The organism is Pseudomonas marincola, from assembly GCF_900116605.1.
Classification (GTDB): domain Bacteria; phylum Pseudomonadota; class Gammaproteobacteria; order Pseudomonadales; family Pseudomonadaceae; genus Aquipseudomonas; species Aquipseudomonas marincola.
Genome location: NZ_FPBC01000007.1, coordinates 50,229 through 70,029, shown reverse-complemented (window position 1 = coordinate 70,029; position 19,801 = coordinate 50,229). Strand labels below are relative to the sequence as shown.

Below are 19,801 nucleotides of genomic sequence, written 5' to 3'. Positions count from 1 at the left end.
TGGCAGTGATGTTCACGGCCTTGGCGGAACAAAATCATGCGTTGAAAATGCCCCGGCAACCATGCTGCCAGGGGCTTCAGCGATGTCTTATTCGGCGCGTTCGCCGCAGAGGTCCAGAGCAAACCAGTGCTCGACTTCTGCAGGTGGCAGGCCCGCGCCCAACAAACAGAATAACTTGCCCAAGGCGGCTTCGCGAGTCATGCCACCCGCGGATATTAGCCCGGCGTTGCGCAGTTGGCTGCCAGCCGCATACACGCCAAATTCGACATGCCCTTGCGGACACTGACTGATAGCGGCAAGCACCACGCCGCGCTCGTGAGCCGCTTTGAGCGTGGCCAGTAGTTCAGTGTTATCCGATGGGCCGGTGCCGCTGCCGTAGCATTCAAGCAGCAGTGCCTGAACTCCGCTGTTGAGCAATGCGCTGACATGGCTGGCCTGAATGCCTGGATAGAACGGCAGCACGGCAATATTCACCGGCTGGCGTTGTACGCGATAGTTGATCGCGTCGGGCAGTTGGGTCGCGCGCTCGGCCATGCGCTGGCGCGGCAATATGGTAAAGGCGTCGAAGGCATCGCTTTGCAGTTTGCTGACGCGGGCGCCGTGCATCAGCGCGCCATTGAAGTACACCTGAACGCCTTGCGCGGTCCCTTGATGCAATGCCTGCATGGCGCCAAACAGGTTAGCCCAGGCGTCGCTGCCTTCAGCGCCGGCCGGTAACATGGCGCCAGTAAGCACGACCGGCACCGGCAGGCCCAACAGCAAAAAGCTCAATGCGGCGGCGCTGTAGGCGAGGGTGTCGGTGCCTTGCAGAACCAGCACGCCATCGCAGCCGTCTTGTTCAATGCCGGCGCGGATAGCGTCGACCATTGCCAGCCAGTTGCTCTGGCTCATGTTGGCGCTGTCGATGGGCGGCAGCAGTTCGCGGAAGCACCAGTCAGGCAGATGCAGATCGCCAGCCTGTGCTTGTTGGGCTCGTACGCGCGCCTCAAACCCCGAGGCCGGCGCCAGTCCGTCGGCGCTTTGCTGCATACCGATGGTGCCGCCGGTATAGAGCAGCAGGAGTTTTTCACACGCAGACATGTTGGCTCCTAAATGAAGGCTAAAAAAAGGGGGCCGAAGCCCCCTTTTTGCGAGTTGGCGACTCACTCAGCGCTGATGCAGAGGCTCGCTGGCAACTACAGAATCAGTACGAGCTGGCTCGGCTGCGACTGGCGCGCTCCAAACAGTTGGGTCGAGGTCCAGATCAGCAAAGCCTTTGGGGTCGAATACCGGAGACTTTACACCAGCTTTGATTTGCTTGTCGTAGTCACGCATCAAGCGCAGGCCGACCTTGAACAGCAATGCCAGGGCAATCAGGTTGCAGATGGCGAGCAGGCCCATGGTCACGTCTGCAAAGGCAAATACGGTGCCCAGGTCTTGTACCGAACCCCAGAACACCAGCCCGATAACCAGTACGCGGTAAACCACAACCGGTGAGCGCTTCTGGGTGAAGAAGCCCAGTGCGTTTTCGCCCAGGTAGTAGTTGTAGATCAAGGTGGTGAACACGAACAGCAGCAATGCAATGCTGATGAACACGCGGCCCCACTCGCCGACCACGCTGGCAACGGCGGTTTGGGTAAGCAATACACCGGCCATTTCGCTGCCTGGCTGATAAACGCCGGAGAGCAGAATGATCAGCGCGGTGCAGCTGCACAGAATGATGGTGTCGATGAATACGCTGAGCGACTGTACGATGCCTTGCGCAACCGGGTGCTTGACCTCGGCAACAGCGGCAACGTTGGGCGCACTGCCCAGACCGGCTTCGTTGGAGAACAAACCGCGCTTGACGCCCATGATGATGGCTGCGCCGATACCGCCGGCGAATGCGGGCTCAAGGCCAAATGCGCTGCGCAAAATCAGTGTCAGAGTTTCCGGTACGCGATCAATGTTGCTGCCGATCACGAACAGCGCCATGGCGATGTAGGAGAACGCCATGACCGGCACCAGAATGTCTGCAAACTTGGCGATACGCTTGATGCCGCCGAAGATAATCAGGCCGATAACGGCCATCAGCACCACGCCGCTGATCTGGGTCGGTACGCCGAAGGTGTCATGCAGCGAGCTGGCGACGGTGTACGACTGCACGGCGTTGAAGCCGAAGCCGAAGGTCATCAGCAGCAGAATCGAAACCACGATGCCCAACCAGCGCTGCTTGAGGCCGTGCTGAATGTAAAAGGCCGGGCCGCCACGGTAGCTGCCGTCTGCGTCACGGCGCTTGTACAGCTGAGCCAGTGAGCATTCGAAATAGCTGGTGGCCATGCCGACCAGCGCCACAACCCACATCCAGAAAATAGCGCCCGGGCCGCCAAGAATAATGGCCACCGAAACACCGGCAATGTTGCCTGCGCCGACGCGCCCTGCAACCGACAGCATCAGTGCCTGGAACGAGCTGAGTTGGCCAGGTTGGCGTTGGAAGGCTTCAGCGAAGATGCTGAACATGTTGCCGAAATAGCGAAATTGAACAAAGCGTGAGGCGATGGTGAAGAACAGGCCGAGGCCGATCAGCATCACAATCAGCAGCTTGCTCCAGATGAGGTCGTTGAGTAAGTCGAGCATGGGCGTGGTCACTCTTGTTGTTCTGGTTAGGAGATGGCCTCTGCGGGCGCTGCTAAATGGTTGACGATGCGATAGCAGCAAACAATTTCGCGGGTTGCAGTGAAGTGATGCTATTTGATGCTAATATCGCGTCACTCGCATCAGTCTGGCGGCCCGCATGTCCGAAACCTTTGGTAACAACCTCAAGCTGCTGTGCAGTCATTACCGATCGATTGCCGAGGTGTGCCGCAAGCTGGCGATCAACCGGGCACAGTTCAACCGCTATCTGGCGGGGCAGAGCCGTCCGACCGCGCATAACCGCAAACGCATTTGCGACTTCTTTGGGGTTGAGGATTACGAGCTGGCGCTGCCTGAGGATCAATTCGCCCGACTGGTGGGCGCGCGTGGCAACAGCCAGACGTCTGCATCTTCGGGGGCGCCGCTGCTGGAGTTGTTCGAGTCGATCAATCAACACGCCAGCGATCTTTCGCGCTACTGCGGCTACTACTTCGAATATTCAAATTGCATGTCGGTGCCGGGGCAGATTCTGCTCTCGCTGGTGCATTTGCGTGAGGAGCGTGGCAGCTTTGTATTCGAGCGTCAGGAACGTCAGGAGCGAGCGCGGGGCGGTAGCGCCGAAGACTGGGTGCGGTGTCGGTATCTGGGCGCAGCGTTCTATTTGCAGGATCGGGTGTTTCTGATCGACTACGAAAGCCTGACCGGCAACGAGATGAGCCAGACCATTCTGATTCCCAGTTTCAAGAGTCGCATCACTCGCCTTAACGGCATGAAGACCGGGGTTTCCAGTGGCGATCGGCGTACGCCAGCTTGTACGCGGGTGGTGTGGGAATTTCTGGGGAGTGACATCAATCGCGTCAATGCCTACCGGCAGGTGATGCTTTATGCGGCGGATGATCCGCGTATCGATGAAGACGTGCGCCAACGCTTGGCTGGCGCTCGTATTCGGCATGGCCTATTCGAGATCGAATAGGCGCGAGGTGATCAGTCGTTGCCGTCGTGGTTGGGGCTGTCGAAGATCGCGTCATCCAGTTCTTTCTCGCTGCGGGCCACCAGCGTTGTGGTCATCAGGTCGCCTGCAACGTTAACCGCGGTGCGCATCATGTCGAGAATCCGGTCGATACCGGCAATCAGGGCCACACCTTCCAGCGGCAAGCCTGCGGCAGTGAGCACCAGGCCGAGCATGATCAAGCCTGCGCCGGGTACACCCGCCGTGCCAATCGAGGCCAGCGTCGCGGTGAGGATGATCATCATGTACTGGCCCGCGCCCAGATCAACACCGAACGCCTGCGCGATAAAGAGCGCAAGTACGCCTTGGTAAATCGCCGTGCCGTCCATGTTGATGGTCGCGCCAACCGGCAGAACGAAGCCTGCAACGCCTTCGGAAACGCCGAGATTTTTGCGCGCACATTCAATCGATACCGGCAGGGTGCCGGAGCTGCTGGAAGTACTGAACGCCACTGCCAGAGCCGGGGCAATGCCACGGAAAAAACGCGCAGGATTGAGGCGCGCGAGCAGGCCAATGAGGCCGCCGTACACCAGAATTACGTGGGCAATACTGGCGAGGTAAATCACCCCGATTACTTGCGCCAGCGGCAGCAACACTTCGGCGCCGTGGCTGCCGACTACACCTGCGATCAGGGCGAACACACCATAAGGCGCCAGGCTCATGACCAGATCAGTGAGTTTGTAGAAGGTTTCGGCAAGGCCATCGAACAGCTTTACAACCGGCGCCGCTTTTTCCCCGACCAGGTTCATGCTCACGCCAATCGCGATGGCGAACACGATGATTTGCAGCACGTTGCCTTCAGCAAACGCGGTTACCGGATTACTCGGCACCAGGCCGACCAGAATGCTCACCAGTGACGGCGCTTCTTTCGCCGTTTCGGTACCGCTGGCTACCATATTAAGGCCTTCGCCCGGGGTAAACACCGCGCCGAATAACAAGCCGATACTCACCGCGAATGCGGTGGTCACCATGTAAATGCTGATGGTTTTAATGCTAATCCGCCCAAGTTTGGCGGTGTCTTGCATGGAGGTGATGCCCGAGACCAGTGAGACGAAAACCAGCGGTACGATGAGCATCTTGATGGCATTGAGAAACAGCGTGCCGATCGGTGCGATTATCAGTGCATCCTGCTTGAAGACCGCGCCGGTGATCACCCCGAGCACCAGCCCGATCATGATTTTCTGCCACAGGGGCATACGTTTCCAGCGGCCTAGCAGCGTCGTCTTCGAAGAACTCTGAGTCATGCGGTTTACCCTTTTGGTAACTGTTGCTGAGCAGGCCATCTAGGTGGCCTTAATGCGTGCTTTTATCGTGCAATGCAAAGGCGCTTGGTTAATTTAGGCCGGCACCGTTCAGCCCCATCAAGCCGCTTGTGAGAGACCAGGCCTGCACTAACACCATAGCGCAGCAGGCGATAAACCTACTGTGCAGGAAAAGAGAGGATGCTTCACATCGTGTAGCAGCAATCAGGGATGCAGTGAAAGGCGCGCAGTTTACAGAGCGTTCGCTGCGTTTTCTCCCCCACAAATCCCCTGATTGAGCACTTTAGAGCGTGTTTCGTCGGAAATGATTAATGGCCAATTGCTAGGCTTTAAGCGGAACCAGGCGCGGTGCAATCATGTTTTCCGGGCGTAGGATGTCGCTGAGCGTGTCGTCATCCAACAGCTTTTCTTCGCGTACCAACTCGAGTACGCCACGGCCACTTTCCAGTGCCAGCTTGGCGATACGGGTGGCGTTCTCGTAACCGATGTACGGGTTGAGTGCGGTGATCAGGCCGATGGAGTTCTCCATCAACTGGCGGCAATGCGCTTCGTTGGCGGTGATGCCGACGATGCAATGTTCGCGCAGCATGTCCATGGCGCGTTGCAGCAGACGGATCGAGTCGAAAATCTTGTAAGCGATCAGCGGCTCCATCACGTTCAGCTGCAGTTGGCCGCCTTCCGCTGCCAGAGTCAGCGCCAGGTCGTTGCCGATAACCTCGAAAGCCACCTGATTCACGGCTTCCGGAATAACCGGGTTGACCTTGCCGGGCATGATCGAGCTGCCGGGCTGACGCGGAGGCAGGTTGATTTCGTTAATGCCGGTACGCGGGCCGCTCGACAGCAGGCGCAGGTCGTTACAGATCTTCGACAGTTTTACCGCGGTGCGCTTGAGCATGCCGGAGAACAGCACGAACGCGCCCATGTCGGAAGTGGCCTCGATCAAGTCGGCAGCGGGCACCAATGGCTGGCCGCTGATGGCAGCCAGACGCTGTACAGCAAGCAACTGATAGCCAGGGTCGGCGTTGATGCCGGTGCCGATGGCGGTGCCGCCGAGGTTGATCTCGGTGAGCAGTTCAGGGGCCAGGCTGCGCAGACGGGCGAGGTCTTCGCTGAGGGTGTTGGCGAACGCGCGGAACTCCTGACCGAGGGTCATCGGCACGGCGTCCTGCAATTGGGTGCGGCCCATTTTCAGTACGTGAGAGAACTCTTCACCTTTAGTCGCGAATGCTTGAATCAGGCTGTCGAGGCTGGCCAGCAAGGTGTCGTGGCCCAGCAGCAGACCCAGACGGATTGCGGTCGGGTAGGCGTCGTTGGTCGACTGCGCCATGTTCACGTCGTTGTTGGGGTGCAGGAATTGGTATTCACCTTTCTGCTTGCCCATCGCCTCGAGTGCGATGTTGGCGATCACCTCGTTGGCGTTCATGTTGGTCGAGGTGCCCGCGCCGCCCTGAATCATGTCGACGACGAATTCTTCGTGGAAATCGCCACGAATAATCCGCGCACAGGCTTCGCTGATCGCGTCGTGCTTGGCGGGTGTCAAGTGGCCCAGTTCGCGGTTGGCGTCGGCTGCTGCTTGCTTGACCATGGCCAGCGCCACTACCAGTTTCGGGTAATGGGACAGCGGCACGCCAGACAGGCGGAAGTTATGCACAGCACGCAGGGTCTGGATACCAAAGTAAGCATCGGAAGGTACTTCAAGGGTACCAAGCAGGTCTTTCTCTACGCGGAATGATGCAGCAGCGGACATGATCGTCTAGGTCTCTGATGGAAGCGGCAGGCGCCGCGATGCCTATAGATTAGGGGTTTCGACGGTTTGGCGGCCAATGCTGTTAAACGCTATGCTATGCACAATCGGCATAATGCGGGTGTGACTACTTGCGTTAAGCGAACGTGAGGCGAGCGCCCGAAGTGCAATATCGAGGCGCGCGGATTGATGGCCAGCAGGGCGTATTGGTGGAGTTGAGATGAACCTTGAGAGCAAGTGGCTGGAAGACTTTGTGGTGCTTGCCGCCACGCGCAGCTTTTCGCGGGCCGCTGAAAAACGCTTCGTCACCCAGCCGGCTTTCAGTCGGCGCATTCGCAGCCTGGAGACGGTACTCGGGCTGACGCTGATCAATCGTTCATGTACGCCGATCGAACTAACTGAAGCCGGGCAGCTGTTTCTGGTGACGGCGCGGAGCATGGTCGAGCAACTCAGCGAAGTCGTCCGGCATCTGCATAATCTTGAGGGTAAGCAAGGCGAGGTCTTGCAGATATCCGCCGCGCACTCGCTCACGCTGGGCTTCTTTCCGGAATGGATTGCACGCTTGCGCCGCGAAGGGTTGCCGCTAAATACCCGATTGGTCGCAACCAACGTCGGCGAGGCGGTGCACTCGTTGCGTGAAGGCAGCTGCGATTTGATCCTCGCCTATTACGACCCCGATGCAGCGCTGCAAATGGACCCTGAAATATTCCCGTCGCTGCACATGGGCCGCACCGAGATGCTGCCGGTGTGCGCCGTGGATGAGCAGGGGCAAGCACTGTTCGATCTCGATTCAGGCCAGACCGTGCCGTTGCTGGCCTACACCGCAGGTGCATTTTTGGGTCGCTCGGTAAACCTGCTGTTGCGCCAACGTGCGCTGCGTTCGGTCACCGTTTACGAAACCGCGATGGCCGACAGCCTGAAAAGTATGGCGCTACAAGGCATGGGCGTGGCATGGGTGCCGCGCCTCAGCGTCACCGCCGAACTGGCGCGTGGGGAGTTGGTGGTGTGTGGCGGCGAGAGCTGGCAAGCACCGCTGGAAATCCGCCTGTATCGCTGCGCGTTAGTCCGCAAAGCAGCCGTACGATTGCTCTGGCGCAAGCTCGAAACAGGCGAAGTCGGCCGTTAACGCAGAGCAATATTGGGAGTGCATATGCGGCGCCGAAGCACAATCGCCGCGCGCCGTAACCGCACCGCGACCACAAGCAAACCGCACCCACCAGAAAGTCCGCCATGACGGAAGCCGCGACGCGGATTCCATCCTCCACAGGCCACGCCTAGATAATCACAAACCCCCGGAGGATGGATAGCGGCGCGAAGCAACGCAATCCGTCGGACGATTTGCGCCACGCCACCAATCCCGGGCCAATTCGTTAAAAGCCATGAAGCCGCCCGGCCACGCCCCCCGATAATCACAAACCCCGGAGGATGGATAGCGGCGCAAAGCAACGCAATCCGTCGAGCAATTTGCGCAACACCACCATTCCCGAGTCGATCCGTAAGAACGCCATGACGCCGCCCGGCCGCGCCCCCGATAATCGAAAATACCCGGAGGATGGATAGCGGCGCGCAGCAACGCAATCCGTCAGACGATTTGCGCCACGCCACCAATCCCGAGTCGATCCCTAAGAACACCAAGACGCCGTCCGGCCACGCCCCCGATAATCACAACCCCCCGGAGGATGGATAGCGGCGCGAAGCAACGCAATCCGTCAGACAATTTGCGCAACACCACCAATCCCGAGTCGATACCCAAATCCGCCATAAAGCAGCGAAACCAAACATCCCCAAGCCAATCAGCAAAAGCCCAAACACCGCAAAGTGCCCCATTCCAGCCGGCCAAATGCAATCGTTGCGTAGTGGGTTGAGCCGCATGGATGCGGCGAGAGTTGCGTTGGGCCAAGGACGGCCCATCGCGACGTGCCCACGGAGCAACGATGGAATGCGGGAAGCCGAGCAAGGCGAGGCCCAATGGAGGGGCAAGTCTTTTTGGTTAGCTTGGGGGACGCGCGTAGCAGACGTATGCCAAAAGTAACTCGCCGTAAGGGCGAAAAGGTGACGCAAGAACAATACAAATTAAGGCTTAGCGCCAGCGTTCAAAACCCAAAAACCAATCAAGAGCAGACCGAGAACCTCAGGCCATCCTCCGCAGGTCACGCCCCCGATAATCACAAATACCCGGAAGATGGATAGCGGCGCAAAGCAACGCAATCCGTCAGGCCATTTGCGCAACACCACCAATCCCGAGTCGATCCGTGAAAAGCCATAACGCCGTCCGGCCGCGCCCCCGATAATCACCAACACCCGGAGGATGGATAGCGGCGCGCAGCAACGCAATCCGTCGGACGATTTGCGCAACACCACCAATTCCCAAATCGACCCGCGAAAACGCCAAGACGGAAGCCGCTATGCGGATTCCATCCTCCGGCAGATCATTGCGCAGCGCTGAGCCGTATCTACTCAGGTCCCCGATTTAATCTTGGTCCAGGCGCGGGTTCTGGCGCGTTCAGCTTTCTGCGGCAGAGGCTGCAACACATACAGGGTTTTCTGCGCTTCGGCGGTCGGCGTCAGGCCCGGATTGTCGCGGATTTCAGCCTTGATCAACGGCATCGATGCCTTGTTCGGGTTCGGGTAACCGAGGAAGTTACTGGTTGGACCAATCACTTCCGGGTCGAGCAGGTTGTTGAGGAACTCATGCGCTTCGGCAACGTTCTGGGCGCTTTTCGGAATGGCGAACGAGTCGAACCACAGCGGCGCGCCTTCTTTCGGCAAACGCCAGTCCACCACTACGCCATTACCGGCTTCCTTGGCGCGGTTGGCGAATTGATAGAAGCTCCCCGAGTAGCCGACTGCAACGCAGATATTGCCGTTGGCGATGTCGGTCATGTATTTGGCCGAGTGGAAGTAGGCGATGTTCGGACGGATCTTCAGCATCAGATCGGTGGCCTTTTTATAGTCGGCCGTTTTGGTGCTGTTTGGGTCCAGACCAAGGTAATGCAGGGCAATCGGCATGATATCGCCGGGCGAATCGAGCATCGCTACGCCGCACTGCTTGAGCTTGCTGATGTTCTCCTCTTTGAACACCATATCCCAGCTGTCCACCGGCGCATCGTCACCCAGTACCGCTTTGACCTTTTCCGGGTTGAAACCGATGATCACGGTGCCGTACATGTAAGGCACGGCGTGTTCGTTGCCCGGGTCGTTGGCCGACATCAGTTTGAGCAGCTGTGGGTCGAGGTTTTTCCAGTTAGGCAGCTTGCTCTTGTCGAGCTTCTGGAACACGTCTGCCTTGATCTGGGTGTCGAGGAAGGTGTTGCTCGGCACGACCAAGTCGTAGCCCGAGTTACCGGCGAGCAATTTTGCTTCCAGCGATTCGTTGGTATCGAATACGTCCCAAGTCAGCTTGATGCCGGACTTCTTGGCGAAGTCTTTGGGCACTGAAGGCAGAATGTAGTCGGCCCAGTTATAAACCCGTAACTCGCGCTCCGCAGCATTGACTGCGCTGGCCAGCATGGCGGTGCCGCAAATTGCGGCGCCAATCAAAGTGCAAAGCTTCTTCATAGTGATGCGTCCTTGTTAGTTTTATTAGAACCGCGAATCCCTGAGCGGGACTCGTGGTCTTTTAGGGGCGGCAGACTGTTTCAAAACCTTTGAGTACGTTGACGGCATTGATGCCGATTTCTTCGACGGCGTAACCACCTTCCATTACAAACAGAGTCGGTTTGCCGAGCGCCGCAATTCGTTCGCCCATTTTTAAGTAGTCCGGGCTGTCGAGCTTGAACTGCGAAATTGGGTCTTCTTTGAATGTATCGACGCCCAGCGAGACGATGATCACGTCGGCGTCGTAGCGGCTGATCTCTGCGCAGGCTTGTTCCAGCGCGGCGCTCCACTCGCTCCAGCCGCTGCCGGCAGGGAGTGGGTAATTGAAGTTGTAGCCTTCACCTTCGCCTTCACCCGGCTCATCGGCATAGCCCAGAAAGAATGGAAACTCTGCAGCCGGATCGCCGTGGATCGAGGTGAACAGCACGTCTTTGCGGTTGTAGAAAATCGACTGGGTGCCGTTACCGTGGTGGTAATCGACATCGAGAATGGCCACGCGCTTGCTGCCCTGATCGAGGAACGCCTGCGCAGCGATGGCGGCGTTGTTGAGGTAGCAATAGCCGCCCATTACATCGCCTGCCGCGTGGTGGCCAGGTGGACGACACAGGGCAAATGCTGTGTGCGCGCCGTTGCTGATTTCACGTTGTGCGGTCAGCGCGACCTGTGCGGCGCTGTACGCGGCTTGCCAAGTGCCCGCGGTGATTGGAGCACCGCCATCGAAGCTGTAATAGCCCAGCTCACCATGCAAATGGTTGGGCAGCTTCTGGCGCAGATTGCGCGCGGCGAAGGTGTACGGCATCAGATCGCTGGTGCCGCCCTGGGCCGCCCAACGTGACCAGGCACCTTCGAAGAAGTCCAGATATTCGCGGGTGTGAATCCGCAGCAATGGTTCGCGACCGAAGTCTTCCGGGCCGCGTACCTCACCCAGGTTCTGATTTTGCACACGCTGCAAGATATGGTCGGCGCGCTGCGGTTTCTCAAAACAGGGCATCAATTGCCCGTCTATCAACTCGCATTTGCCGTGATGCAAGTGGTGGTCGTCACTGTAGATGGTCAGCATGGCTGGGCTCTCGGTGTGTACTTGTTATGCCCCATTGTTTGCCTAAGTTGCGTTTGCGAAAACGTCGATAGTGGCCAAAAGGGGATAAATCTGGCCAAATTTTGCGGCCATGCTTGTCCATCAGTTGTTTTTGAGTGAATGAATCAAGGGCGAAAATGGCTCGGTGCGATGCCACTCCAGCGCTGAAAGGCATGCCGGAAACTGGCGCTTTCGCTGAAGCCCAGTTCCTCAGCAATTCGACCCACCGGCCAGCCTTCCTGGCAGAGCAAGTCTTTGGCTCGCTCGAATCGCAGGTCATCCAGCAGCTCTTGATAATGCGTGCCGAGCGCCTGCAAGTGGCGGCGCAGGGTGCGTGGTGAGCAGTGCATCTGCTGCGCCAGTTGTTCCAGGCCTGGCGAGTCGGCCAGTTGTCCGGCGAGCAGTTCGCGAATGCGTGCCAGCCATATCTGCCGGGCCGACAGTTCGCTGTTGAGCTTGCGACAGCACATGAGCATGTCTTGATGAGTAATTGCGTCCGCCAGCGGCAGGCGTTTTGTCAGCCAGCTGGCAGGGAAGGCGAACGCATTGCTGGGCGCATCAAACCTGACAGGGCAATCAAAACTGTTGGCATAGCGGTTTGAGTACGTCGGCTCACTGTACATAAATTGCACGGCGCTCAAGGGCAGGGCTTGGCCGAGCAAGTCGGCGCACACCGTTCGCAGTGAGGCGAGGCACATCTCGACATTGAAAACCTCAAGCTCAGGGCGCTGCTGGTAGTTGCTGGCGCTGACCCAGGCCAGCTCACCCTCAACGTTCAAGTCCAGTTTGAAGTAGGTGCCGAGCAGCGCCGGATACTCGAGCATCAGCCGCCAGGCGTCACCAAAAGTGGCACTTGATAGCGCGGCGTAACCGAGAATGCCGTAAGCGGAGATGTGCATGCGCTGGCCCAGTTCGAGCCCGAGATCTTCTCGCAAGGTCAGGCCGTTGGCGCACACCTGAAGTTCCTGATGGGGCGTGATGCGGCTGTTGTTGCCACTCAGGTCGGCAGGCTGGATGCCGCTCGCCTCGAGCAGGCGTGAGACTGGCACAGCCGTGTCGGCAAAATATTCGAGGGTCATGGACACTACGTGCAGAGTTGTCACTTGGGCGTGCATCGTTGCCGAATCCAATGGCTGAGATTGGCCAATAAACAGCAAGATGTATGCCGCCGCCCGCGTGCAGGACACCAACAGCAGAGCAGAAGGGTGAATCAGGAGGGACGAAAAGAAATGCCTGGGCTAACCGCGCGACGAGGCATTTCTTCTCACGGTTTTAGAACTCCAGTACGGTGCGGCCTTCAATTTTGCCGGCGCGCATCTGGTCAAGGATGACGTTGATGTTGTCCAGTTTATCGGTGGTGCAGGTTGCCTTGACCAGGCCTTCTCCAGCGAACTCCATGGCTTCCTGCAAGTCTGCGCGGGTGCCGACAATGGAGCCGGTAATGCTGATGGCTTTAAGCACCACATCGAAAATCGGCGCAGGGAAATCACCTGGCGGCAGGCCGACCAAAGCAACCGTGCCGCCGCGCCGCGCTGCCCCAATGGCCTGACCAAACGCACTGTTCGAAACGGCGGTAACCAGTACGCCGTGAGCGCCGCCAATGTCGCGCTGAATCACCGTTGCGGGGTCTTCATTGCGTGCGTTTACGGTGAGTTCTGCACCGAGCCTGCGCGCGAGGTCGAGTTTGCTGTCGTCGACATCAATGGCCGCAACATGCAGGCCCATGGCGCGTGCGTATTGCACGGCAACGTGGCCCAAGCCGCCAATTCCGGAGATCGCGACCCACTGGCCAGGGCGTGCGCCGGTGATCTTCAGGCCTTTGTAAACAGTTACGCCCGCACAGAGAATCGGCGCGATTTCTACAAAGCCAATGTTTTTCGGCAAAATCCCCACGTAGTCAGGGTCTGCCAGTACATATTCGGCGTAGCTGCCGTTTACCGAGTAACCGGTATTTTCTTGGCTTTCGCAGAGGGTTTCCCAGCCAGTAATGCAGTGCTCGCAGCAACCGCAGGCGGTATACAGCCACGGCACGCCGACGCGATCACCTTCCTTCACCCGAGTGACGCCACTGCCCACGGCAGCCACATAACCCACGCCTTCGTGGCCCGGTATAAACGGCAGGCTTGGCTTCACGGGCCAGTCACCCTCGGCGGCGTGCAAGTCGGTATGGCAAACCCCGGTGGCTTCGATCTTGACCAGAATCTGGCCCGGCCCGGGCATCGGCACTTTGACTTCTTCAATGCGTAAAGGCTCACCGAAGGCATGCACCACGGCTGCTTTCATGGTCTGTGGCATGTTGAAACTCCCATGACAATGTAATCGGTGGAGTTTGCTCCGCTGGTAAGCGAGACAATTGACACAGAACATAATCTAGTTAGTTTGCACTGGCGGCCCGCAGACTCTGGACAAACGGTCAGTGGCACTGCTCATTGCCATCACCTTTGCGGTATACTGCGCGGCCTTTGGCTGGCAGAGCCCAGCCTGAACTATTCACAAGCCACGCGAGTTTGACTCACGTGGCTTGTTGGTTTTAGACGCGCCAGCGGGCGCACAATGAAGAGGCACGACGATGAGCGCACTGGTTGGCGTGATCATGGGCTCCAAGTCCGATTGGTCCACCCTTAGCCACACCGCCGAGATGCTGGACAAGCTGGGCATTCCTTACGAAGTTAAAGTGGTGTCTGCCCACCGCACTCCGGATCTGTTGTTTCAATATGCTGACGAGGCAGAAGGCCGTGGCATTCAGGTGATCATCGCCGGTGCCGGTGGTGCAGCCCACCTGCCGGGCATGTGCGCCGCCAAGACCCACTTGCCGGTTCTGGGTGTGCCGGTGCAGTCGTCCATGCTCTCGGGAGTGGACTCACTGCTGTCTATCGTGCAGATGCCTGCCGGTGTTCCGGTGGCGACGCTGGCGATTGGCAAGGCCGGTGCGGTCAACGCGGCATTGCTCGCGGCGAGTATTCTCGGCCACCAGCATCCGCAGTTCCACACGGCGCTGAAAGCGTTCCGTGAAGAGCAAACCGAGACCGTTCTGGCTAACTCGGACCCGCGCAACGCATAAGTTTAACGGGCCCTCGCGGCCCGTTTTCAATGGCGTTGTAGCGGTAAAATTTTGGTTGATCTGCCACCTGCGAAAAGGGGCCTTGCAATGAAAATCGGTGTAATCGGTGGCGGCCAGTTGGGCCGTATGTTGTCACTGGCGGGCACGCCGCTGGGCATGAACTTCGCCTTCCTTGATCCGGCCCCGGATGCTTGCGCGCAAGCGTTGGGCGAGCATATCCGTGCGGATTACGCGGATCAGGATCACCTGCGCCAACTGGCCGACGAGGTTGATCTGGTCACGTTCGAATTCGAAAGCGTGCCGGCCGAGACCGTCGCCTTTCTTTCGCAGTTCGTGCCCGTATATCCAGGCGCCGAAGCCCTGCGCATTGCCCGTGATCGCTGGTTCGAAAAGTCGATGTTCAAGGACCTGGGCATTCCGACCCCCGCGTTCGCCGATATTCAGTCGCAAGCCGATCTCGACGCCGCCGTTGCCAGCATCGGCCTGCCAGCCGTGATGAAAACCCGCACGCTGGGTTACGACGGCAAGGGCCAGAAAGTGCTGCGCAGCGAGCAGGATGTAACCGGAGCATTTGCCGAGTTGGGCAGCGTGCCGTGCATTCTGGAAGGCTTTGTGCCGTTCACCGGTGAAGTCTCGCTGGTGGCTGTGCGTGGCCGTGATGGCGAAACGCGTTTCTACCCGTTGGTGCACAACACGCACAACAGCGGGATTCTGGAACTGTCGATTGCCAGCACCGATCACCCCCTGCAAAGCCTCGCCGAAGATTACGTTGGCCGTGTGCTCAAGCAGCTGGATTATGTTGGTGTGATGGCGTTCGAGTTCTTCGAAATCGACGGCGGCCTCAAGGCCAACGAGATTGCCCCGCGCGTGCACAACTCCGGTCACTGGACCATCGAAGGCGCCGAGTGCAGCCAGTTCGAAAACCATCTACGGGCGATCGCCGGCCTGCCGCTGGGCTCAACCGCCAAAGTGGGCGAGAGCGCCATGCTCAACTTCATCGGTGAAGTGCCGCCTGTGGATAAAGTGACCGCCATTGATGACTGCCATCTGCATCACTACGGCAAGGCATTCAAGGTTGGTCGCAAAGTCGGTCACGCTACGCTGCGTTGTGCTGACCGCGCCACGCTTGATAAGAAGATCAGCCAAGTGCAGAGCCTGATCAAAGCCGTTTGATCCGCCCAATGCGCGCCTCTCTCCGTGGCGCGCATTGAACCTCTGCGGTTGTAGGCTATCTGATAGCCTGTCGCCATGTTTGAACTAGAATAATTCCTGTTCAACACCGCAGAGCCGCAGCGCAAGGCCGTTAGCTGCCTGCATTGGACGACCCCATCTACACGGAGAGCACGCTATGGGCATTATCGGCACGATTTTCATCGGACTCATTGTTGGGCTGCTTGCACGCTTCCTCAAGCCGGGCGATGACAGCCTCGGCTGGATCATGACCATCATTCTGGGTATCGCCGGTTCAGTGGCTGCGACCTATGGCGGTCAGGCGCTGGGCATATACCAGGCCGGGCAGGGCGCAGGGTTTATCGGTGCCGTTGTGGGTGCTGTGGTCCTGTTGTTCATCTACGGCATGATCAAGAAGAAATAATCGGCTGAAACCGCCTACTTCATAAGGAAACTCGAGTTGATGCGCCGTCTGTGGATAACTTCGCTGTTGTTGGCCAGTAGTGTTGCGATGGCGCAGTTACCCGAGACGGACTGGCTGGAGTTGATGCCGCCGGACGATCGTCAGGCGCTGGAAGACATGCCAGAAATCACGCATGACACCCCAGAGCAAGACGGTACGTTCTATTCGCCGGGCGGCCTCAAGCAGCAGGATAAAGAGCTGCCAGCCGTGATGTACTCGGCTAAAACCGTGGCCGCCCTCGATGGCAAGGTCATGCGTTTAGGCGGATACCCAGTGCCGCTCGAAACCGACAATCAGGGCCGCAGTACCGAGTTCTTCCTCGTGCCTTATCCGGGCGCCTGCATTCATGTGCCGCCTCCACCGCCCAATCAATTGGTGCTGGTGCGTTATCCACAGGGCATCGAACTCAGTGATATCTACGCGCCAATCTGGATCAGCGGCAAGTTGCAGATCGAAACCGTGAATAACGACCTCGCCAACGCGGCATACGCCATGACCGCCGACAGCGTGCGGATGGTGGAAGAAGACGACCTCTGACGCTGTTGATTCAGGGCTTGCCAGTATTCACAACTCAGGTGTGCAGACTTCCCCGCATGCTCAAGCGCGGCCTTTTGTAGCGCCTACTTTGCCGCGGTTTTGGCGGCTATCCATTGCGACATGTATTGAGTGCTTTTGAGCGTGTGATGGCGCAGCATGCGGCCAATAAAGTTATCCACACGGTGCTGTTCGCGTTGCTCAAATAACCGCTGGAGTCGCGCAATCAACTCATCGCCCAACGGCTCACGCGCAAAGCGTTGCTCAAGAATGGCCCGGCCATTGTCCTGGGCTTCATGCCACAATTTCGGGTCTTCATGCAGCGCTACAGCCGCCTCGGCAAATGTTTCGGCGTCCGCCACGATTGCCCCGCCCCAGGCCAATTCACCGTGCATACCTTCGCTGCCAATCGCCGTGGTGACATTGGGCGTGCCGCAGGCCATTGCATCGGCCAGCTTGCCCTTGATGCCCGCGCCAAAACGCAGCGGCGCAAGGCACACGCGCGCTCGCGTCATCACTTCATGTGCATCATCCGCCCAGCCCAGCACCAGAAAACCCTGTTTGGGGTTATGCAGTGCGGTGGCTTTCGGCGGTGGATAAGCGCCATAAACGTGCAATTGCGCATTGGGCAGGCGTTGGCGCACCAGTGGCCACAACACGTTCTTCAGCCATAACACCGAATCCCAGTTAGGCGCATGGCGGAAGTTGCCAATGCTGATGAAGTGCTGGCGCTGCTCGAAAGGTAACGGCTCTACTACCGGCGGAATCAGCATTAACGGGTTGTGCATGAGCAATGCTGGCGGCACGCCAAAGCGCTGTTGCAGCAGTTGCACCTCGAAATCAGAAATCATCAGCGTCAGGTCGCTGCGGTAGATCGCGGCGATTTCGCGCTGGGCCATGTCATGGCTGGCCATCACCTGATAAAGCGTGTCCATGTCGGCCGTTACTGCCGGCACCTGATGGCGTTCAGCTTCCGAGTCGCAGGCTTGCTGGGCGGTTTTCAGCAGATGCTGGCGGGCATCGCGCAGGCAATGCAGGTCACTGGTATCGAGCACGCGCAGGGCTTGCGGCCAGGCCCGCTCCACTCGCCAGGCGAATTGTTCTTCGGTGAAGTAACGGTCGAACAGCACCATGTCTGGCTGCAACTCGCTCACCAGCGCATCAAAGCTGTCGCAGTTGAGGGCGATTTGCAGCTCCGTGATTTGCAGCGAGCTGAGGTCTGCACGGTGCTCTGATAACGCCGCAGCACTGGCAAAACTCACGCTCCAGCCCTGCTTTCGGAACAGTTCGAGCAACTCGATCATGCGGCTACCCGCCGCGGATGAGCGGGGTTCGGGCCAGACGTAACCGATTACCAGAATTTTGTGCATGCGGGCGCTTATCAAAAGGAGCTGAGGTCGGCGATTATACAGAGGCTGGCTTGGATATCCGGCAGGCATTGTGGCCCATCGGGAAGCCGTAATCAGTGCTTTAATCTGCCTGCGGCTAATTGGTTAACGGGAGTGAGTCATGAAAGCATTGATGCTGTTGATGTTATGCCTGCTATCGAGCGCGGCGCTGGCGCTGGAGAAAGGAGAGCGCCTGGAGTCCTGGACCTTGCTGGATCAGTTCGAGCAGCCCTACACATTGGATAACCAACTGCAGGTGCTTTTGGTCGCTCGCGACATGGAGGGCGCCGAAATGCTTGAAGCGGCGTTGCAGGGTCAGCCCAAAGGCCATTTGCAGCAGCGCAACGCGGTGTTTCTCGCCGATATCAGCAAGATGCCCAGCTTGATTGCCAAGATGTTCGCAGTGCCTGCCATGCGTGATTACAACTATCGGGTGCTGCTCGATCGTGAGTCCCGAGTGGTGCCGCGCTATGACGTCGCGGAATCGACCGTGATGTGGTTGCAACTCAAGGATGGCAAGCTGCAAGAGCTGCATCACTTTACCGATGCAGCTGCATTGCGTGGCGCATTAGAGGCCGCCCCGCAAGACAGCGGGGCGGGCGACTGAAATCAGTCGCTATACGCCTCGCTCCACAGGCTGATCGCCAGATGGTGCTCGGCCCCGGGCTTTAGTTGCACCAAGTCGTCCATCACGTTGGCGTGCTCAATACAGAGCATGTCGAGCCAGGCGTTGTCGGCAAACTCGCTGAGCTGCTGGGCCTTTTTGACCCAAGGATTCCACACCACCGCCGAGCGCGTGCCGCTGCTGCTCATGCGAATCCGGCGTTGCCAGTGGCTGTCGACGATGCTCAGCTCGTTCGGCGTGTTGAGGTAGATGCGGTCGGTTTCGCCGTGGAACTTGATGTTGCCGCGCTGCTCGCGAATCTCCCAATCCGCCAGCGTTTCGATGTAGCGGCAATCGGCGAGGCCTTCGACTTCAACCTGACGAATATCACTCACTGCAAAGTAGCTGTGCAGCGCCTGGCTGATATTCAACTGGCTGTCGCCGATGTTCTTGCAGTGCAGGTCGATATGCAGCTTCTCGTCGAGCCGGATGTGCAGACGCAGATCAGCCTGATGCGGCCAGCCTTCCAGCGGCGTCTCAGCGGTGTTGAGGCTGAACTCCAGCGTTACCCCGGCAGAGCTGCTTTCGATGTCGACCAACTGCCAGTCGATGTTCCGCACCAGGCCATGAAAAGGCGCATTCTGCGGGTCGGTGTGCATGGCTTGAGTGATCGCCGGATTGCGCTGCAAATCGCCAAACCACGGCCAGCAAACCGGTACGCCACCCCGTGGACTCTTGCCAGCTTGCAGCTCGGCCAAATCACTCAGCCAGATCACCGGCGGCTCACCGTCGCGCTGATAACTGAGAATTTGCGCGCCTTGCTGAGTCACCAATAACTCGGCAGCGCCGTAGCGAACCTGCCAGCAATTCAATCCGCCCAGTTCGAGCCGTTCAACGTTATATGTCGTCATGAGCGTATTCCTGAAAAAGCATTGATGACCATTGGAACGCAGCCGCCCCCTAAAAGCAAAACGCCCATCGACTGACGGGCGTTTGAGTAATGCGGCTACCGCTCTGATTGTGACTGTGATCAGGTTGTTCTATCGAGCTTCTCGCTGCTCTCGAATTGCCCATCAAAAAAACGCTCTTGCCCTTAACCATCTCTAGCACTGCTTTTCGCCCATAAAAAACGCCCATCAAATGATGAGCGCTTTTGCTTCTAACCAAATGTCACCGAAATGGTGGAGTCAGGTTCTTGTACCTGAGGTGCGGCACTGACGTGGCTTGTATCTAAGCTGCTTTCGCAGGGCTATTCGCCAATCTCTAAATGCCCATCAAAAAAAGCGCTCTTGCCCTTAA

The 19,801-nt window shown here is 58.3% G+C and carries 17 protein-coding genes; 7 read left to right on the top strand and 10 right to left on the bottom strand.

Features of this window, described 5'->3' with window-relative positions; all coding sequences use genetic code 11:
• Nucleotides 1-87: 87 nt before the first annotated feature.
• Nucleotides 88-1,080 carry an asparaginase gene (locus tag BM395_RS12795; RefSeq protein ID WP_090512396.1) on the bottom strand — a complete coding sequence of 331 codons (993 nt, stop codon included), beginning with the start codon at nucleotides 1,078-1,080 and terminating at the stop codon, nucleotides 88-90.
• Between the two features lie 66 nt (nucleotides 1,081-1,146).
• Complete coding sequence (locus BM395_RS12790; protein ID WP_090512394.1) at nucleotides 1,147-2,595, bottom strand: alanine/glycine:cation symporter family protein; 1,449 nt, start codon at nucleotides 2,593-2,595, stop codon at nucleotides 1,147-1,149.
• Nucleotides 2,596-2,752: 157 nt separating this feature from the next.
• On the opposite strand from BM395_RS12790, the gene BM395_RS12785 reads away from it, so the two are divergent.
• On the top strand, nucleotides 2,753-3,565 hold the full coding sequence (locus BM395_RS12785) for a helix-turn-helix domain-containing protein (RefSeq protein ID WP_090512391.1): 813 nt from the start codon (nucleotides 2,753-2,755) through the stop codon (nucleotides 3,563-3,565).
• 11 nt (nucleotides 3,566-3,576) lie between these two features.
• Here BM395_RS12785 and BM395_RS12780 read toward each other — a convergent pair whose 3' ends face one another.
• Nucleotides 3,577-4,845, bottom strand: a complete 1,269-nt coding sequence (locus tag BM395_RS12780) for a dicarboxylate/amino acid:cation symporter (protein ID WP_090512389.1) — start codon at nucleotides 4,843-4,845, stop codon at nucleotides 3,577-3,579.
• A 340-nt stretch (nucleotides 4,846-5,185) separates the two neighbouring features.
• Nucleotides 5,186-6,610, bottom strand: coding sequence for an aspartate ammonia-lyase (locus BM395_RS12775; protein ID WP_090512386.1), 1,425 nt, complete (start codon nucleotides 6,608-6,610; stop codon nucleotides 5,186-5,188).
• Nucleotides 6,611-6,827: 217 nt separating this feature from the next.
• On the opposite strand from BM395_RS12775, the gene BM395_RS12770 reads away from it, so the two are divergent.
• Nucleotides 6,828-7,733, top strand: a complete 906-nt coding sequence (locus BM395_RS12770) for a LysR substrate-binding domain-containing protein (protein ID WP_069899969.1) — start codon at nucleotides 6,828-6,830, stop codon at nucleotides 7,731-7,733.
• A 1,331-nt stretch (nucleotides 7,734-9,064) separates the two neighbouring features.
• On the opposite strand, the gene BM395_RS12755 is transcribed toward BM395_RS12770, so the two are convergent.
• The 4 genes from BM395_RS12755 to adhP form a co-directional block, all read right to left on the bottom strand.
• Nucleotides 9,065-10,165 carry a polyamine ABC transporter substrate-binding protein gene (locus tag BM395_RS12755; RefSeq protein ID WP_090512376.1) on the bottom strand — a complete coding sequence of 367 codons (1,101 nt, stop codon included), beginning with the start codon at nucleotides 10,163-10,165 and terminating at the stop codon, nucleotides 9,065-9,067.
• Nucleotides 10,166-10,226: 61 nt separating this feature from the next.
• The gene (locus BM395_RS12750) at nucleotides 10,227-11,264 is read right to left on the bottom strand and encodes a histone deacetylase family protein (RefSeq protein WP_069899967.1); all 1,038 of its coding nucleotides are present in this window, start codon (nucleotides 11,262-11,264) and stop codon (nucleotides 10,227-10,229) included.
• 143 nt (nucleotides 11,265-11,407) lie between these two features.
• Complete coding sequence (locus tag BM395_RS12745; RefSeq protein ID WP_090512374.1) at nucleotides 11,408-12,397, bottom strand: AraC family transcriptional regulator; 990 nt, start codon at nucleotides 12,395-12,397, stop codon at nucleotides 11,408-11,410.
• Nucleotides 12,398-12,554: 157 nt separating this feature from the next.
• Nucleotides 12,555-13,577, bottom strand: coding sequence for an alcohol dehydrogenase AdhP (gene adhP, locus BM395_RS12740; protein ID WP_090512371.1), 1,023 nt, complete (start codon nucleotides 13,575-13,577; stop codon nucleotides 12,555-12,557).
• 274 nt (nucleotides 13,578-13,851) lie between these two features.
• Between adhP and purE the strand changes: the two genes are divergently transcribed.
• From purE to BM395_RS12720, 4 genes are all read left to right on the top strand, one after another.
• On the top strand, nucleotides 13,852-14,343 hold the full coding sequence (purE, locus tag BM395_RS12735) for a 5-(carboxyamino)imidazole ribonucleotide mutase (protein ID WP_069899964.1): 492 nt from the start codon (nucleotides 13,852-13,854) through the stop codon (nucleotides 14,341-14,343).
• Between the two features lie 87 nt (nucleotides 14,344-14,430).
• Complete coding sequence (locus BM395_RS12730) at nucleotides 14,431-15,516, top strand: 5-(carboxyamino)imidazole ribonucleotide synthase (RefSeq protein ID WP_090512369.1); 1,086 nt, start codon at nucleotides 14,431-14,433, stop codon at nucleotides 15,514-15,516.
• Nucleotides 15,517-15,691: 175 nt separating this feature from the next.
• Nucleotides 15,692-15,937, top strand: coding sequence for a GlsB/YeaQ/YmgE family stress response membrane protein (locus tag BM395_RS12725; RefSeq protein WP_069899962.1), 246 nt, complete (start codon nucleotides 15,692-15,694; stop codon nucleotides 15,935-15,937).
• A 39-nt stretch (nucleotides 15,938-15,976) separates the two neighbouring features.
• Nucleotides 15,977-16,513, top strand: a complete 537-nt coding sequence (locus BM395_RS12720; protein ID WP_090512366.1) for a DUF3299 domain-containing protein — start codon at nucleotides 15,977-15,979, stop codon at nucleotides 16,511-16,513.
• Between the two features lie 83 nt (nucleotides 16,514-16,596).
• On the opposite strand, the gene BM395_RS12715 is transcribed toward BM395_RS12720, so the two are convergent.
• Entirely contained in the window at nucleotides 16,597-17,880 is a 1,284-nt protein-coding gene (locus BM395_RS12715) for a glycosyltransferase (protein WP_090512363.1), read from the bottom strand.
• 139 nt (nucleotides 17,881-18,019) lie between these two features.
• Between BM395_RS12715 and BM395_RS12710 the strand changes: the two genes are divergently transcribed.
• Nucleotides 18,020-18,505, top strand: coding sequence for an FAD/FMN-containing dehydrogenase (locus tag BM395_RS12710; protein WP_090512360.1), 486 nt, complete (start codon nucleotides 18,020-18,022; stop codon nucleotides 18,503-18,505).
• 2 nt (nucleotides 18,506-18,507) lie between these two features.
• Here BM395_RS12710 and BM395_RS12705 read toward each other — a convergent pair whose 3' ends face one another.
• A complete protein-coding gene (locus BM395_RS12705) occupies nucleotides 18,508-19,413 on the bottom strand; it encodes a D-hexose-6-phosphate mutarotase (RefSeq protein WP_090512358.1) in 906 nt (301 codons plus the stop codon).
• Nucleotides 19,414-19,801: the final 388 nt, after the last annotated feature.

Excerpts from the sequence above, each read along its gene's own strand:
- BM395_RS12780 (WP_090512389.1), bottom strand. The coding sequence starts at position 4,845 with ATGACTCAGAGTTCTTCGAAGACGACGCTGCTAGGCCGCTGGAAACGT.
- BM395_RS12790 (WP_090512394.1), bottom strand. The coding sequence starts at position 2,595 with ATGCTCGACTTACTCAACGACCTCATCTGGAGCAAGCTGCTGATTGTG.
- BM395_RS12705 (WP_090512358.1), bottom strand. The coding sequence starts at position 19,413 with ATGACGACATATAACGTTGAACGGCTCGAACTGGGCGGATTGAATTGC.
- BM395_RS12710 (WP_090512360.1), top strand. The coding sequence starts at position 18,020 with ATGAAAGCATTGATGCTGTTGATGTTATGCCTGCTATCGAGCGCGGCG.
- BM395_RS12720 (WP_090512366.1), top strand. The coding sequence starts at position 15,977 with ATGCGCCGTCTGTGGATAACTTCGCTGTTGTTGGCCAGTAGTGTTGCG.
- BM395_RS12750 (WP_069899967.1), bottom strand. The coding sequence starts at position 11,264 with ATGCTGACCATCTACAGTGACGACCACCACTTGCATCACGGCAAATGC.
- BM395_RS12725 (WP_069899962.1), top strand. The coding sequence starts at position 15,692 with ATGGGCATTATCGGCACGATTTTCATCGGACTCATTGTTGGGCTGCTT.
- BM395_RS12755 (WP_090512376.1), bottom strand. The coding sequence starts at position 10,165 with ATGAAGAAGCTTTGCACTTTGATTGGCGCCGCAATTTGCGGCACCGCC.
- BM395_RS12730 (WP_090512369.1), top strand. The coding sequence starts at position 14,431 with ATGAAAATCGGTGTAATCGGTGGCGGCCAGTTGGGCCGTATGTTGTCA.
- BM395_RS12715 (WP_090512363.1), bottom strand. The coding sequence starts at position 17,880 with ATGCACAAAATTCTGGTAATCGGTTACGTCTGGCCCGAACCCCGCTCA.
- BM395_RS12785 (WP_090512391.1), top strand. The coding sequence starts at position 2,753 with ATGTCCGAAACCTTTGGTAACAACCTCAAGCTGCTGTGCAGTCATTAC.
- adhP (WP_090512371.1), bottom strand. The coding sequence starts at position 13,577 with ATGCCACAGACCATGAAAGCAGCCGTGGTGCATGCCTTCGGTGAGCCT.
- BM395_RS12775 (WP_090512386.1), bottom strand. The coding sequence starts at position 6,610 with ATGTCCGCTGCTGCATCATTCCGCGTAGAGAAAGACCTGCTTGGTACC.
- purE (WP_069899964.1), top strand. The coding sequence starts at position 13,852 with ATGAGCGCACTGGTTGGCGTGATCATGGGCTCCAAGTCCGATTGGTCC.
- BM395_RS12795 (WP_090512396.1), bottom strand. The coding sequence starts at position 1,080 with ATGTCTGCGTGTGAAAAACTCCTGCTGCTCTATACCGGCGGCACCATC.
- BM395_RS12745 (WP_090512374.1), bottom strand. The coding sequence starts at position 12,397 with ATGCACGCCCAAGTGACAACTCTGCACGTAGTGTCCATGACCCTCGAA.
- BM395_RS12770 (WP_069899969.1), top strand. The coding sequence starts at position 6,828 with ATGAACCTTGAGAGCAAGTGGCTGGAAGACTTTGTGGTGCTTGCCGCC.